Consider the following 15,486-nt stretch of genomic DNA (forward strand, 5'->3'; position numbering starts at 1 on the left):
TTATGATGGATTTTTCCTCAGGATAAAAGAAAATAACAACCTATTTCTAGGTTGTTATACAAAACTTACTCTTGTTCCTGACCGGATGTAACCTTTAGCACCCCGCCATTAATTTCCTCAAGCGCTTTTCCTACATATTTTTGGGAAACGTAATGATTCATTCCTTTTTTCGCATGTTCCTGCATATTGCGCGCTCTTTTTGCTGCAACCGTAACAAGGGAATATTTAGAATCAATTACAGTCAATAATTTATCAATAGAAGGATATAACATTATTTCTCTACCTCCAGCATTTGTTTGTATTTGGGTTCAACCCGCTCTCTTCTACAGTGCTCAGCCTGCACAATTGCCTTGATTTTTTCACAGGCCTTTTCAACTTTATCATTTTCTACAACATAATCATATAACTCCATTAATTCAATTTCTCTTCTTGCTTCAGTCATACGATTTAATATAAGCTCATCCGTTTCCGTGCCTCTTGTAGCAATGCGTGTCTGCAGCTCTGAAAGGCTTGGAGGTGCCAAAAAGATGAATAATCCATCAGGAAATTTCTCCCTGACCTGTTTTGCCCCTTGCACTTCAATTTCAAGGAAGACGTCCTTGCCATCCTCCAATGTCTGCCTGACATAATCAACAGGCGTCCCATAGTAATTGCCTACGTACTCAGCATACTCCAATAATTTTCCTTTACTGATTAAATCCTCAAATTCTTCCCTTGATTTAAAAAAGTAATCAACCCCATCCACTTCTCCTATCCTTGGGCTGCGGGTAGTCATGGAAATAGAATATTCGAACTGAGTATCCTCATGTGAAAAAATTTCTTTACGTACTGTTCCTTTCCCTACACCGGATGGCCCGGAAAGTACAATTAACAACCCTTTTTCTTTCATCTGTAAAAATCCTACCCTTCATCACCATTTTCTTCTTTGCTGCTAAGCCGATGCGCCACCGTTTCAGGCTGAACAGCAGATAAAATAACATGGTCATTGTCCATAATCAAAACAGCGCGGGTTCTTCTTCCGTAAGTAGCGTCAATGAGACTGCCCCTGTCCCGCGCATCCTGGATCAACCGCTTAATTGGAGCAGATTCAGGACTGACAATCGAAATAATCCGATTGGCGGACACGATGTTTCCAAACCCTATATTGATAAGCTTAATAGACATGTTACTCCCCCACACACCAATATTCTATTGTGACCGTGTTGATTCATGAATAAACAATTATTCAATATTTTGTGCCTGTTCACGTATTTTTTCCAGCGTAGTCTTCAGCTCGACTGTCATTGACGAGATTTTTGAGTGGCTGGATTTCGAACTGATTGTATTAACCTCGCGATTCATTTCTTGAAGCAGAAAATCGAGTTTGCGCCCGATAGGATCCTGAAGCTCGATCGTCTGACCGAATTGAGAGATATGACTTTCAAGTCTTGTCAGTTCCTCGTTGATGTCAGCCTTGTCTGCATATATAGCAATCTCTGTCATGATACGGGCTTCATCCAGTAAGCCATCAGCATATTCCCTAATTCTTTTCTCCAATCGGTCACGATATTGTTTAACAATATTAGGAACAAAGAGCTTAAGCTCAACAACCGTTTCCTGAAACTTTTTCAAGTGTAAGACCAGGTCTTTATGAAGCTCTGCGCCTTCAATCGAACGCATATTTTTAAGCTGCACGGCTGCTTCTTCCACCGCTTGCAAAAGCAGCTTCTCAAGTTCTTCATTTCCTTCTTCTTTTTCCTCAACGGCAACTATATCAGGCAGGTTTAACAGTTCCTTAAAATCAATAGATGCTGCAATATCATATTTATTTTTAACGTCAAGAATAAACTGATAATAATTCTCTAAAAGAGACCAATCAATTTGAAGTGACTTTTTTGTTAAGCCTTCACTATTTAAAGAAATGAAAACTTCCACTCGTCCTCTTTTTATGTACTGGCTTAGTGTTTTCTTGATTTTTTCTTCTGCCTTCAGCAGCTGCCTCGGAGTTTTAACAACAAACTCGCAAAACCGGTGATTCACCGATTTTATTTCAACTGTAGCAGTGCCCGCAGAAGACGTTTTATAGCTTCTCCCAAATCCAGTCATGCTAATAACCAACATTATCACTTCCTATCGAACTTGAGGAAATTGTCATATTAAAAAGGTAATAGAGACATCCCTATTACCTTTTGCATTATATCACATTATAACATAAATCATGCTTTTTTTCTTATATAATATGTGCCTGCAAGTAAAAATGTTGGTATAGCGCTTAGGCTTATTATCAATAGCCAATCTTTTGGCTTAATCGGCATTGTATGAAAAATCGCTTGCAGCCCAGGCAGGTAAATGACGACCAGCATCAAAAGGATGGATGAGAGGACAGCCAGCACCAAATACATATTTCCAAAAGGATTCCTTGCCAGGATAGAATGCTCACTGCGGCAATCAAAAACATGGATAAGCTGAGCAAGGACCAAAGTGGCAAAGGCCACTGTTTGGGCATAAGCCAATGGTTCATTATTTTGATAATAAATGGTCATAAAGGAAACAAGCGTAATCAGCCCGATTAAAAATCCCCTTGAAACCACTTTCCAGCCTAAACCTCTTGCAAAAACGCCCTCTTTTGGATGACGCGGCTTCCGCTTCATTACGTTTTCTTCAGGCTGATCAAGCCCCAGTGCCATCGCTGGCAATCCATCCGTGACCAAATTAACCCATAAAATTTGAATAGGTACAATCGGCAATGGCAGGGAGAGCAGCATGGCAAACAGCATAACAAGAATTTCTCCTACATTTGAAGCCAAAAGATAACGGACAAACTTGCGGATATTTTCATAGATATTTCTTCCTTCTTTAATTGCAGCCTTAATGGTGGCAAAATTATCATCCAAAAGGATTAAAGAAGAAGCCTCTTTTGCCACATCCGTACCGGTTATTCCCATTGAAATTCCAATATCTGCTGATTTAATCGCTGGAGCATCATTAATTCCATCACCTGTCATGGCGACAATATGCCCTCGGTTTTGAAGTGCTTTCACTATTTTAAGCTTGTGCTCTGGAGAAACCCTCGCAAAAACCGATACATCCTCAACTACGTTTTCAAGCTGATCTAATGTTAAATCATTTAACGTCTTCCCATCCATTACTTTTGACTTTCCATGAAGGATACCCAGCTGCTTAGCAATAGCTTTAGCTGTAATAAGATGGTCTCCTGTTATCATGACGGTCTTTATTCCTGCTTCTTTACATTCCTGTATAGCTTGTTTCACTTCAGTGCGCGGCGGGTCAATCATTCCCTGAAGCCCAATGAAGGTCAAATCCCGCTCAGCCTCTTCTTCCCTGCTGCAGGACTGCTCTTCTTTAAGGGGTTTGAACGCAATGGCGATTGTGCGCAGGGCTTTTGACGCCAACTCATCAATGGACTCCTGGACTTTAGATAAGACATCTCCGCCAAAATACTGCTGCCTGCCGTCCCATAAAATAGATTCACTTATCCCGACCAGAACATCCGGTGCACCTTTTGTAATGACAAAACGCTTACCATATTTATCTTTTACAATCACACTCATCATTTTTCTTGTAGAATCAAATGGAAATTCCTTTTCAATCGTAAATTGTGAAAGTAAAGCTTCTCTTTCCAGTCCTGCTTTCATAGCCGATACCAGCAGAGCTCCTTCAGTGGGATCACCATCTATGATGAACTCTTCATCCTTAAGCTTTAGTTCTGCATGGTTGCATAAAAGACCAAACGTTAACAGCTGGTATAAGCTTTTTTCATTACGGGGATTTAATTCCTTGTCCCCTTCCAGAAAAGCTCCTTCCGGCTGATATCCCGTTCCCGTAACAGTCCAGGTTCTTCCTCCGCTCCATAGATGGGTAACCGTCATTTTATTTTGTGTCATAGTTCCTGTTTTATCTGAGCAGATAACTGATGCACAGCCGAGCGTTTCAACGGCCGGAAGCTTTCTTACAATGGCATTTTTCCTTATCATTCTTTGTACGCCTAAGGATAGAGCCACGGTCACAATTGCCGGAAGTCCTTCGGGAATTGCCGCTACAGCAAGTGAAACACCCGCAAGAAACATCGTATAAACATCGTGGCCATGCACGACACCTGCTACTACCACTAGTAAAGTTAGGAGCAATGCGACAACAATGAGGATTTTTCCAAGCTGTTCCAATTTGCGCTGTAATGGAGTGGTAATGGACTCCGCGTTTTGTATCATATCTGCTATTTCACCCATCGCTGTTTTCATGCCAATGCCAGTTACAGCCCCGATTCCGTTTCCTCTCGTCACCATGGTTCCCATAAAAGCCATATTACTTAAATCTCCGAGAGTAGCATTTTCCTGTTCAATGGCATTGGAATGTTTAACAGATGGCACTGACTCACCAGTTAAGGCAGATTCCTCAATTTCTAAATTATTGGCCTGTAGGATCCGCATGTCCGCCCCAATCCGGTCTCCACTTGAAAATCTCACAATATCTCCGACAACGACTTCCTTGGAAGGGACTTTCACCCATACGCCATCCCGAAGAACGGTTACCTGGGGTGCTGAAAGCTCTCTTAAGGCATTCAGTGATTTTTCTGCTTTTCTTTCCTGAAAAAACCCAAGAAAGCCATTAATAAGGACAATGGCTATAATGGCTATCGCATCAATGTACTCCCCTAAAAGTCCAGAGATTAAAGTCGCACCTAATAATACCAACACCATAAAGTCTTTAAACTGACTAAGAAACAGCACAAGAGCAGATTGCTTTTCCCCTTCTTCAAGCTCATTCCATCCAAACTTCTCTCTGCGCTTCTCTACATCTTCACTTATAAGCCCCTGCTGAGTGTTTGTATTCAATGCACTTACTACGTCTGTTTCCTTCATTTCATGGTACATCATATAAACTACTCTCCCCTTACCGCTGCCATAGTTGTCCTACTAATAGCAAGATATTCAGACTCGTACAAAAAAATGTTATAATTTATAATAAAAACCGTGGACATATAGACATGATATTGAAATAAGCAGCAAGTAATGGCATTTACATTTAGTTAAAGAAACATAAATTGAGATTAATATCAGTAGGAGAAGGTAATTATGTCTTTCGATGGATTATTTACAAAAGCGATGGTAAAAGAGCTTTCAATATTAAAAGGTGGAAGGATCAACAAAATCCACCAGCCGTATAAAAATGAAATCATTATGAGTGTACGTGCGAACGGAAGAAATCATAAAATGTTAATTTCTGCTCACCCAAGCTATGCAAGGATTCAACTGACATCTGAGGCTCACGAAAACCCAAATGAACCTCCAATGTTTTGCATGCTGCTAAGAAAGCACCTGGAGGGTTATATTCTCGAGGACGTCCGGCAAATCGGGCTGGATCGTATTATTGTGTTTGATATTAAAGGCAGAAATGAGATTGGCGATATATCCTATAAACAGCTTTTTGTTGAAATCATGGGACGCCACAGCAATATTGTATTAGTCGATAAAGAAAAAAATGTAATACTGGACAGTGTAAAGCATGTTACTTCTGCTGTTAACAGTTTCCGCACGGTCCTTCCAGGAGCAGATTACAAGCTGCCGCCTGAACAGGGGAAAAAGAACCCTTTAGAATCCAATAAAGAGGAACTTCTCCAGGCCATCGATTTTAACAGCGGTAAAATAGATAAACAAATTGTTGAGCACTTTGCAGGTATTTCGCCGCTAGTTGCAAAAGAAATCATCTATCAATCCGGACTGCCAAATTCATCAACGCTTCCTGAGAGCTTTGTTCAGATTATGTCTGGTATAAAATTGGAAGAATATCAACCTACATTAATAAAGACCGATACTAAAGAAGCCTTTTATATGATTCCAGTTACTCATCTTAAGGGAGAAGAAATATTATTCCATACACTTGGAGAGCTGCTTGATCGTTTCTATTTTGGTAAAGCAGAACGGGATCGTGTTAAACAGCAGGGCCATGATCTGGAACGATTGATTAAAAATGAAAAGGAAAAAAACGAGTTAAAAATCGAAAAGCTGAAAGAAACCCTTATGGATGCAAACAATGCAGATAGATTTCAGCTGTATGGTGAACTATTAACGGCCAACATGCATATGGCTAAGCGGGGAATGGAAAAAATTGAAGTCCAAAACTACTATGATGATCAAGGCGGGATGGTTATGATTGAGCTCGATCCGCGTAAAAGCCCTTCTGAAAACGCTCAAGCCTATTTTTCCCGCTATCAAAAAGCGAAAACAGCGATTGTCATTGTCCAGGAGCAAATTGAAAAAGCAAGAGGAGAAATCCTTTATTTTGAAAACCTGCTGCAGCAACTGGACTCTGCCTCACCTAAGGATATTGAAGAGATCCGCCAGGAATTGGCCGAAGAGGGCTATTTGCGAATGAAACACAAACGAGGCCAAAAGCAAAAGCAGCAAAAAATTTCGCTTGAAAAATATATTTCTTCCGATGGTACTGAAATTCTAGTCGGCAAAAACAATAAACAAAACGACTACTTGACTAACAAGGTAGCAAACCGGGACGAAATCTGGCTCCATACAAAAGATATTCCCGGCTCTCATGTTGTCATCCGAAGTAAGGACCCAAGCCAAGAAACGCTTGCCGAAGCAGCCAATTTAGCAGCATATTTCAGTAAGTCCAAAAATTCAAGCTCTGTACCGGTTGATTACACTCGAGCTAGGTATGTAAAAAAACCGAATGGGGCAAAACCGGGATTCGTCATTTATGAAAACCAGCAGACATTGTTTGTTACTCCCGATGTCGAGCAGGTACTGTCCATGAAGAATACTTAACGATAAAATCAACTATTAAATAAAGGCTTAGCCAACTCATTGGCTAAGCCTATTTCTATACACACGCCTGCCAGCAGTGTATCTTTTTATCCGTGTGTAATAGCACTCCATTCTTCAGGGTTCTCTACCCATGCTTTTAAAACACCCATATCACTTTCCTCAATCAGTTTCTTTTCGAGAGCCGTTTCGATCAGGATACTGTAATTCGTTAAGGAAACGGCATGAATATCTGATTTTTTCAACAGCTCTTTTCCCTTGTTCAATCCATATGTAAAAATCGATACCACTCCAAGCACTTCACAGCCTGCTTCACGTAAAGCATTCACACAAGTGATTACACTGCCGCCTGTTGAAATCAAGTCCTCTACTACAACAACCTTTTGTCCAGATTCCACTTTGCCTTCCACTTGATTTCCTTTTCCATGCGCTTTTGCTTTGGACCGTACATAGCACATCGGCAAATTCATTTGATCACTTACCCACGCGGCATGAGGAATACCGGCTGTTGCTGTACCTGCGATGAGGTCTGCCTCAGGGAATTGTTCGTTTATTAGGCTTGTCAGCCCTTTAGCAATTTCCTTTCTGATTTCGGGATATGAAAGTGTCAATCGATTGTCACAGTAAATGGGAGATTTTAATCCAGAGGACCATGTAAACGGGGTTTTTGGACTTAAAAAAACCGCCTCAATCTCAAGGAGCTTTTCTGCTATTTTTTTCTCTATCATTTAATTTCCCTCCCATGCTTCTTTTACTTTGTAATAGGCTGCTACGGAATCATTCGCTTTCGTTATGGACCTTCCCACAACAATTGCTGTTGATCCCATTAAAAAAGCTTGTTCCGGAGTCATGACACGTTTCTGGTCATCTTGCGCGTCTCCGTGAAGTCTAATCCCTGGTGTAACCTTAATAAAATCCCCCCGGGTCACTTCACTTACCTTACCGGCTTCGAATGCCGAGCAAACAACTCCATCCAAACCAGATTCAAAGCTTTGCCTTGCATAGTGAAGCACGGATTCCTCCAGTGAAACAGGAATAAGCTGATCACGCTGCATGTCCCTTTCCGAAACACTGGTAAGCTGCGTAACCGCTATAAGATTTGACCTGTTTCTTCCTGCCGGTGTCCCTGCCTCCAGGCCTTCCAATGCAGAGGTCATCATGTTCCTTCCGCCTGCCGCGTGGACATTTACCATATCTACTTCTAAACCAGCCAGCCCCTTCATTGCTTGGTATACTGTGCTTGGAATGTCATGAAGCTTTAAATCAAGAAAAAGCTGATGGCCTTTTTCTTTTATCGCTTCTATTACAGCCGGCCCAGTTTGATAAAATAATTCCATTCCCACTTTTACGTATAACGACTCTGTTTCAAATTGGTCTAAAAAGGCTTTTGTTCTCTTTAAGTCAGGAAAATCAAGAGCTATAATGGGCTTCATTTTCAAAGAACTTCCAACTCCTTCCTTTTAAATCCGAAATGTGGTCAATCCCTAACTTGTCAAGCTTTGCCGGGAGTTCATCAATTAGCTTCTTACAAATGAAAGGATCCACAAAGTTGGCGGTTCCTACTGCAACAGCACTTGCCCCTGCATAAAAAAATTCGATAATATCTTCAGCAGTCTGAATGCCTCCCATGCCAATAATAGGAATATCTACGTGCTGGCTTACTTCGTAAACCATCCTAATTGCTACCGGTTTAATAGAAGGACCGGATAATCCTCCTGTCCTGTTTGCTAAAAGGGGTTTCCCTGTTTTGTAATCCAATCTCATTCCAATGAGTGTATTGATCATGGTTAACCCATCTGCCCCGGCATTCTCGACCGCTTTTGCCATTTCTACAATATTTGATACATTTGGTGAAAGCTTTACATAAACCGGTACACTGGAAACCTCTTTCACTTTTCGGGTAAGTTCTGCTGCTACTTCAGGTATTGTGCCAAAAGCAATGCCGCCTGTTTTTACATTCGGGCATGAGATATTCAGCTCAAGAGCCCTGACATTCGGTGCCTTAGAAATCCTTTCGGCAACATGAACATAATCTTCTGTCACAGAGCCGGCTACATTCGCGATAATGGGCACATCGTATTGAGACAGCCAAGGCAATTCATTTTCCATGACAGATGCCAAGCCGGGATTTTGCAGCCCAATGGCATTCAACATACCTGAGGATGTTTCGGCTACGCGAGGTGTTGCATTGCCAAACCTCGGTTCGCTGGTTGTTGCCTTTATCATAATGGCACCAAGCTCACTTAAACTATAAAACTGGCTGTATTCCTTTCCAAAACCGAAACAGCCTGAAGCCGGCATAACGGGATTTTTCAAGGATAAGCCTGGTAATTCTATGTTTAATCGTTTCATAAAACCACCTCCCCGATTGGAAAAACAGGGCCATCGCTGCATACCTTCTTATACTTGAATCCAGCAGGATCCTCTTTCACATGGCATACACACGCGAAGCAGGCTCCTATTCCACAGCCCATCCGTTCTTCAAGCGATATATATGCCCTCCTTCCGGCATACCTCTCTTCCAGGGCCATTAGCATGGGGATAGGGCCGCAAGAAAACAATACATCAAAGTCCATGCCAACTTTGTCTAAAATCTCCGTGACAAATCCCTTTTGTCCTTTGGATCCATCAACTGTGGCCATATATACAGGTCCTAGCTCCTCGAACTTTTCGGTGTAAAAGGATTTAGCAGCCGTTTCGAATCCAAGTACATGGATAACATTGACTCCTTTTTCTGTCAGCTGCCTGGAAAGCTCATAGAGGGGAGGAACTCCGATTCCCCCTCCCACAAGCAAAGCCGTTTCTCCAGCCATGCCTTCTTCTGTTGGAAAACCGTTACCAAGCGGACCTAGTACATCGACTAGGTCACTTGGCTGTTTTTCAGAAATTTTTTTGGTTCCTTTTCCTTCTGCACGATAAAGAACAGTTAGCAGATTTTCAGCTTTATTGTACTCTGCAATACTGATCGGCCTTCTTAATAACGGCTCTTCTCCAACCCTGATATGGACGAATTGGCCAGGCCGGCTGATGGAACGGACTAAATGCCCCTTCATTTTAAGCTCATAAATATTTTCAGCAATGGCTTGTTGGGAAACCACCTCCATATTCTCCTGGATAATCATAGGGACACAGCCTCTCTTTCCTTTGTATCCTTCGGCATTGCTTCTGATGAGAAGCTCATAGACTCCAATACTCGTAAAATGGCTTCAGCCGTATCCAGCGATGTTAAGCAAGGAATGCCGTTCTCTACTGATTCTCTGCGGATTCTGAAACCGTCTCTTTCAGGAAGCTTTCCTTTTGTCAGCGTGTTGATAATTAATTGTGCCTTGCCTTCCCGGATTACATCAACAAGTGTTTCCCCGCCAGTGCCAATTTTATTAATGACCTCGACTTTTAATCCTTCCTTTCCCATGAAGGCAGCAGTACCGCTTGTAGCCATAAGCGAGTAGCCGATATTTGAGAATCTCCGTGCAAGCTCCAGCGCTTCCGCTTTATCCTTATCGGCCACAGTGAACAGGACAATCCCTTCATTTTTCACTTTTGTTCCTGCCGCAACCAACCCTTTGTACAATGCCTTTTCAAGCGTTATATCTTTTCCCATGACCTCGCCTGTTGATTTCATTTCAGGTCCGAGAGTAATATCAACCCTGCGCAGCTTTGCGAATGAGAACACAGGAACCTTTACGTAAACGCCGGTTTTTTCTTTCACCAGTCCATTTCCATATCCCAGCTCTTTTATTTTAGATCCCAATATCACTTTCGTAGCCAGGTTTGCCATCGGGATATTCGTAATTTTGCTAATAAATGGAACGGTTCTGCTTGACCTCGGGTTTACTTCGATAACATATAGTTCATCATTTGACAGGACGAATTGGATGTTTAATAATCCGATTATCTGAAGCTCTTTCGCAAGCTTAGCCGTATAATCTGCTATTTTTGCTTTCACGCTCTCTGATATGCTTTGTGCTGGATACACTGCAATAGAGTCACCAGAGTGGACCCCGGCCTTCTCAATATGCTCAATGATTCCTGGAATCAAAACCTCCTCGCCGTCAGAGACTGCGTCTACCTCAAATTCCTTGCCAACCAAGTAGCGGTCGATTAAAACGGGATGCCCAGGATTAATTTTCACAGCATTGTTTACATAATGAACAAGCTCTTCTTCCTTATACACGATTTCCATTGCTCTCCCGCCTAAAACATAGGAAGGTCTGACCAATACAGGGTACCCGATCTCTTCTGCAATTTTTACTGCTTCCTGAATGGAGTACGCCGTTTTCCCTAATGGCTGAGGAATTTGGATTTGCTGAAGCGCTGCTTCAAATTTCTCACGATTTTCTGCTCTATCGACACTTTCCAGTGATGTGCCTAATATGGTAACTCCGCGATCCGCTAATGAGGCTGCTAGATTAATAGCTGTTTGACCTCCAAATTGAACGACCACTCCTTCAGGCTGCTCCAGATCAATAATGTGCATAACATCTTCTGTTGTAAGAGGTTCAAAATATAACTTATCCGAAATACTGAAGTCGGTCGAAACGGTCTCAGGGTTATTATTAATGATAATAGCTTCATAGCCGGCTTCCTGAATGGCCTTAACGGAATGGACAGTAGCGTAATCAAACTCTACACCCTGTCCGATACGGATAGGGCCGGATCCAAGAACAATCACTTTTTTTCGTCCGGTACGAATGGATTCATTTTCTTCTTCATACGTACTGTAGAAATAAGGTGTGTTTGATTCAAATTCCGCAGCACACGTGTCTACCATTTTAAATACTGGAATGATTCCCTGCTGTTTACGCCAGCTGTAAATCGCTTGTTCTTTAGCGTTCCAAAGCTTTGCCAGTGAGTGGTCCGAAAATCCCATTTGCTTGGCTTCATGGCCTATTTCCTTTTCAAATGGATGATCTTTTACTAGGCTCTCAAACTGAATAATTTTTTCAATTTTACGAAGGAAAAATAAGTCAATGCGGCTCCACTCGTGAATGGTCTGGATGGATACCCCTCTTCTAAGCGCCTCTGCCAGATAAAATAATCTTTCATCCCCCGCTTTGCGGATTCTTTTCTCAATTAAAGAATCTTCCATGGATTTAATCTCATCAAGCTCTATATGAGTCAGGTCATTCTCCAGGGATCTTACCGCCTTTAGCAGTGACTCCTCAAAGCTTCTTCCTATCGCCATTACTTCTCCTGTTGCTTTCATTTGAGTTCCAAGCACCCTTTTAGCGGATTGGAATTTATCAAATGGAAAGCGCGGGATTTTTGTGACCACGTAGTCGAGAGCAGGTTCAAAGCAAGCATACGTCTTTCCTGTAACAGGATTAATCATCTCATCCAGTGACAGCCCTACCGCAATTTTCGCAGCAAGCTTGGCAATTGGATAGCCTGTAGCTTTTGATGCTAATGCTGAAGACCGGCTTACCCTTGGATTAACCTCGATAATAAAATATTCAAAGCTATCGGGATCAAGAGCCAGCTGGACATTGCAGCCACCTTCGATTTTTAAGGCGCGAATAATTTTAAGAGATACATTTCTGAGCATATGGTATTCCCGGTCACTTAATGTTTGACTAGGTGCTGCCACAATCGAATCCCCAGTATGAACACCAACTGGATCAATGTTTTCCATATTGCAGACGACTATAGCATTGTCATTTGCATCCCTCATCACTTCATATTCAATTTCCTTAAAACCTGCGATGCTTCTTTCAAGCAGGCATTGATGGACAGGGCTGTTCTTTAGTCCGCTCGCCACAATCTCATTCAATTCCTCTTCATTTTCACAAATTCCCCCGCCTGTACCGCCAAGCGTATAGGCTGGACGTACAATGATTGGAAAACCAATTTGCCCAGCAAACGTTTTGGCTTCCTCTAAGGAATGAATAATCTCACTATCAGGCACTGGTTCGTTTAACTCATTCATTAATGAACGGAATTTTTCACGGTCTTCCGCTTGTTCTATAGCTGTTAGTTTTGTTCCGAGAATTTCCACATCACACTCTTCTAAGATTCCTGATTCCGCCAATTCCATCGCCATATTTAGGCCGGTTTGCCCGCCAAGTGTCGGCAGGATGGCATCTGGTCGTTCTTTACGGATAATTCTTGATACGAATTCCAATGTGATGGGCTCTATGTATACCACATCAGCTATTTCTGTGTCTGTCATAATGGTGGCAGGGTTTGAATTGATTAAGATTACTTTGTAACCCTCTTCTTTTAATGCAAGGCAGGCTTGTGTACCTGCATAATCAAATTCAGCTGCCTGGCCGATGATGATCGGCCCTGAACCAATTACTAGAATACTTTGGATGTCTTTACGTTTAGGCATGATGCAGTGCTCCTTCCTTCCACTTCGCTACGGTTTTTAGAAATTCATCAAAAAGATAATTGGTATCTTCTGGTCCCGGAGAAGCTTCGGGATGATACTGTACAGTGAATGCTGGAGCATTTTTGTGCTCAAGACCTTCAATCGTTCCATCATTTAACGCCCTTTGTGTAACAATTAAAGGAGTATTTACAAGAGATTCATCACTTACGGCATAGCCATGATTTTGAGAGGTCAAGGCTACCTTTCCAGTCTTTAGATCTCGTACCGGATGGTTTGAGCCCCGGTGGCCAAATTTCATTTTATAGGTGTCAGCACCGCAGGCCAAAGCAAACAGTTGGTGACCCAAACAGATGCCAAAAAACGGGGTGTTGCCAATTAATTGCTGAACCATCACAATCGCTTCCTTTACATCCTTGGGGTCGCCAGGTCCATTGGAAAGCATGACACCATCCGGTCTCATGGCTAAAATGGTTTCTGCAGTGGTGTTATATGGAACTACTGTTACATCACAATTTCGTTTATTCAATTCTCGTAAAATGCCATGCTTTGCTCCAAAGTCAACCAATACAATATGATGTCCTCTTCCTGGACTTGGATAGGCTTGCCGGATGGAAACCTGCTGTACCTGGTCATTTGGCAATGCTTCTGCTTTCAGTTTTTTTATGACCGCTTCAGCATCCTCTTCCATACTGCAGATAGCCCCTTTTAACGTACCAAAGCTGCGAATAATTCTTGTCAGCTTTCTTGTATCTATCCCAGCTATTCCCGGTATGTTTTTCTTCTTCAGATATTCATCAATACTCATTTCGCTGCGCCAGTTAACTGGGTAGTCAGCCGCTTCTTTCACTACAACACCTTTAATAACTGGATTGACTGATTCAAAGTCATCTCTGTTAACTCCATAATTTCCGATCAAAGGGTAGGTAAATGTAACAATCTGGCCGCAGTAAGAAGGATCTGTAATGGTTTCCTGATATCCAGTCATCCCTGTGTTAAATACCACTTCCCCCACCGTTGCATCTTCGCTTCCAAAACCTTTACCGACCATAATTGTCCCATCTTCAAGTATCAGCTGTTTCTTTAGCATTTAACTCCCTCCTCTTTCCATACCAATGTTCCATTTACTATCGTTGCTGCAGGCCATCCCTTACATTCCCATCCATTAAATGGGGTATTTTTTCCTTTAGATAAAAATTTTTCAGAATCAACCACTTTCGTATGCTTCAAATCCACTAGCGTGATATCTGCTGCCTTTCCTTCTTCCAATCTTCCAAAAGGAAGACTGAATACGCTGGCCGGTTTTACGGTTATCCATTCAAGCAATTGAGCGAGGGTAAAAACACCCTTTTCCACAAAATGGGTATATAACAATGGAAAGGCTGTTTCAAATCCCACAATCCCAAAAGGAGATTCATAAATCCCCTTTTGCTTCTCTTCTTGGCTATGTGGAGCATGGTCTGTCGCAATAAAGTCAATCGTTCCGTCAAGCAGCCCTTCAATCAAGGCATTACGGTCAGCCTCTGATCTTAATGGCGGGTTCATTTTATAGTTCGTGTCAAGGCCAGGTATGTCTTGGTCACATAGAAGCAAATGATGCGGGGTAACCTCTGCTGTTACACGGATACCTGCTTTCTTTGCATCTCTCACCACCCTGACGGATTCCTTTGAACTAATGTGACAAACATGATAATGGCAACCCGCCGCTTCAGCTAAAAGGACATCACGGGCAATTTGAACCGCTTCACATATCGATGGAATTCCTTTCACAGTGTGTTCTCTTGAAAACTCCCCTTCATGAAAGGCACCGCCATATATCAGACTGTTATCTTCACAATGGGCTACGACGGCCATATCCAGTGCGGCGGCCCTTTTCATAGCTTCATACATCATTCCCGCATTCTGAACACCTACTCCATCGTCTGTAAAGGCGAAAGCTCCATTTGCTTTTAAGCCCTCGAAATCCGTGAGCTCACCACCTTTAAGTCCAGTGGAAATCGCTGCGTAGGGCAATACTCGTACGAGCCCGGTTTTTTTAATCCGCTTTTGCATATCCTCCATTTTCTCAGGAGTATCCAATATAGGATTCGTATTTGGCATGGATGCAATCGTTGTAAAACCGCCCTTTGCTGCTGCCTTGGTACCCGTTTCAATCGTTTCTTTATGCTCTCCTCCCGGCTCTCTTAGATGGGAGTGAAGATCGAGAAATCCTGGTGATACAAGATAGCCTTGAGCATCAATAATGATTTCTCCATCATGTTGTAAATTTCCCCCTATTTCTGCAATCAGATTTTCCTTAATCCTTAGATCCATCTGCATTGCTTCGCCTTTTTCCATATGTACATTGCCGTTTTTTATAAGATATCCCATCATCTGCACCGC

Annotated in this window: 13 protein-coding genes; 1 reads left to right on the forward strand and 12 read right to left on the reverse strand. The window is 42.2% G+C overall.

Features of this window, described 5'->3' with window-relative positions; all coding sequences use genetic code 11:
- Nucleotides 1-65: 65 nt before the first annotated feature.
- From rpoZ to A5N88_RS08310, 5 genes are all read right to left on the reverse strand, one after another.
- Nucleotides 66-272, reverse strand: a complete 207-nt coding sequence (gene rpoZ / locus A5N88_RS08290; RefSeq protein ID WP_066264772.1) for a DNA-directed RNA polymerase subunit omega — start codon at nucleotides 270-272, stop codon at nucleotides 66-68.
- Complete coding sequence (gmk, locus tag A5N88_RS08295; RefSeq protein ID WP_066264774.1) at nucleotides 272-889, reverse strand: guanylate kinase; 618 nt, start codon at nucleotides 887-889, stop codon at nucleotides 272-274. The genes rpoZ and gmk overlap by 1 nt, the downstream gene beginning before the upstream one ends.
- A gap of 11 nt (nucleotides 890-900) precedes the next feature.
- On the reverse strand, nucleotides 901-1,164 hold the full coding sequence (remA, locus tag A5N88_RS08300; protein WP_066264776.1) for an extracellular matrix/biofilm regulator RemA: 264 nt from the start codon (nucleotides 1,162-1,164) through the stop codon (nucleotides 901-903).
- Between the two features lie 57 nt (nucleotides 1,165-1,221).
- Nucleotides 1,222-2,097 carry a YicC/YloC family endoribonuclease gene (locus A5N88_RS08305; RefSeq protein ID WP_066270360.1) on the reverse strand — a complete coding sequence of 292 codons (876 nt, stop codon included), beginning with the start codon at nucleotides 2,095-2,097 and terminating at the stop codon, nucleotides 1,222-1,224.
- A 98-nt stretch (nucleotides 2,098-2,195) separates the two neighbouring features.
- A complete protein-coding gene (locus A5N88_RS08310) occupies nucleotides 2,196-4,874 on the reverse strand; it encodes a calcium-translocating P-type ATPase, SERCA-type (RefSeq protein WP_066264778.1) in 2,679 nt (892 codons plus the stop codon).
- 198 nt (nucleotides 4,875-5,072) lie between these two features.
- Here A5N88_RS08310 and A5N88_RS08315 point away from each other — a divergent pair, with 198 nt between their 5' ends.
- On the forward strand, nucleotides 5,073-6,779 hold the full coding sequence (locus A5N88_RS08315) for an Rqc2 family fibronectin-binding protein (RefSeq protein WP_066264780.1): 1,707 nt from the start codon (nucleotides 5,073-5,075) through the stop codon (nucleotides 6,777-6,779).
- A gap of 86 nt (nucleotides 6,780-6,865) precedes the next feature.
- Here A5N88_RS08315 and pyrE read toward each other — a convergent pair whose 3' ends face one another.
- Genes pyrE through pyrC form a run of 7 tightly spaced genes read right to left on the reverse strand, consistent with a single transcriptional unit; the run spans nucleotide 6,866 to nucleotide 15,474 of the window.
- Nucleotides 6,866-7,501 (reverse strand): orotate phosphoribosyltransferase, encoded by a 636-nt coding sequence (gene pyrE, locus A5N88_RS08320; RefSeq protein ID WP_066270367.1) that lies wholly within the window; start codon nucleotides 7,499-7,501, stop codon nucleotides 6,866-6,868.
- A gap of 3 nt (nucleotides 7,502-7,504) precedes the next feature.
- Nucleotides 7,505-8,209 carry an orotidine-5'-phosphate decarboxylase gene (pyrF, locus tag A5N88_RS08325; protein WP_066270365.1) on the reverse strand — a complete coding sequence of 235 codons (705 nt, stop codon included), beginning with the start codon at nucleotides 8,207-8,209 and terminating at the stop codon, nucleotides 7,505-7,507.
- The gene (locus A5N88_RS08330) at nucleotides 8,187-9,128 is read right to left on the reverse strand and encodes a dihydroorotate dehydrogenase (RefSeq protein WP_066264784.1); all 942 of its coding nucleotides are present in this window, start codon (nucleotides 9,126-9,128) and stop codon (nucleotides 8,187-8,189) included. The genes pyrF and A5N88_RS08330 overlap by 23 nt, the downstream gene beginning before the upstream one ends.
- A complete protein-coding gene (locus A5N88_RS08335) occupies nucleotides 9,125-9,898 on the reverse strand; it encodes a dihydroorotate dehydrogenase electron transfer subunit (RefSeq protein ID WP_066264786.1) in 774 nt (257 codons plus the stop codon). The genes A5N88_RS08330 and A5N88_RS08335 overlap by 4 nt, the downstream gene beginning before the upstream one ends.
- Entirely contained in the window at nucleotides 9,895-13,107 is a 3,213-nt protein-coding gene (carB, locus tag A5N88_RS08340; protein ID WP_066264787.1) for a carbamoyl-phosphate synthase large subunit, read from the reverse strand. Before carB ends, A5N88_RS08335 begins: the two co-directional genes overlap by 4 nt.
- Complete coding sequence (locus A5N88_RS08345) at nucleotides 13,100-14,194, reverse strand: carbamoyl phosphate synthase small subunit (RefSeq protein ID WP_066264789.1); 1,095 nt, start codon at nucleotides 14,192-14,194, stop codon at nucleotides 13,100-13,102. The genes carB and A5N88_RS08345 overlap by 8 nt, the downstream gene beginning before the upstream one ends.
- Entirely contained in the window at nucleotides 14,188-15,474 is a 1,287-nt protein-coding gene (gene pyrC / locus A5N88_RS08350; RefSeq protein ID WP_066264790.1) for a dihydroorotase, read from the reverse strand. The genes A5N88_RS08345 and pyrC overlap by 7 nt, the downstream gene beginning before the upstream one ends.
- Nucleotides 15,475-15,486 lie beyond the last annotated feature (12 nt).

The sequence above is a fragment of the Heyndrickxia acidicola genome (assembly GCF_001636425.1).
Classification (GTDB): domain Bacteria; phylum Bacillota; class Bacilli; order Bacillales; family Bacillaceae_C; genus Bacillus_AE; species Bacillus_AE acidicola.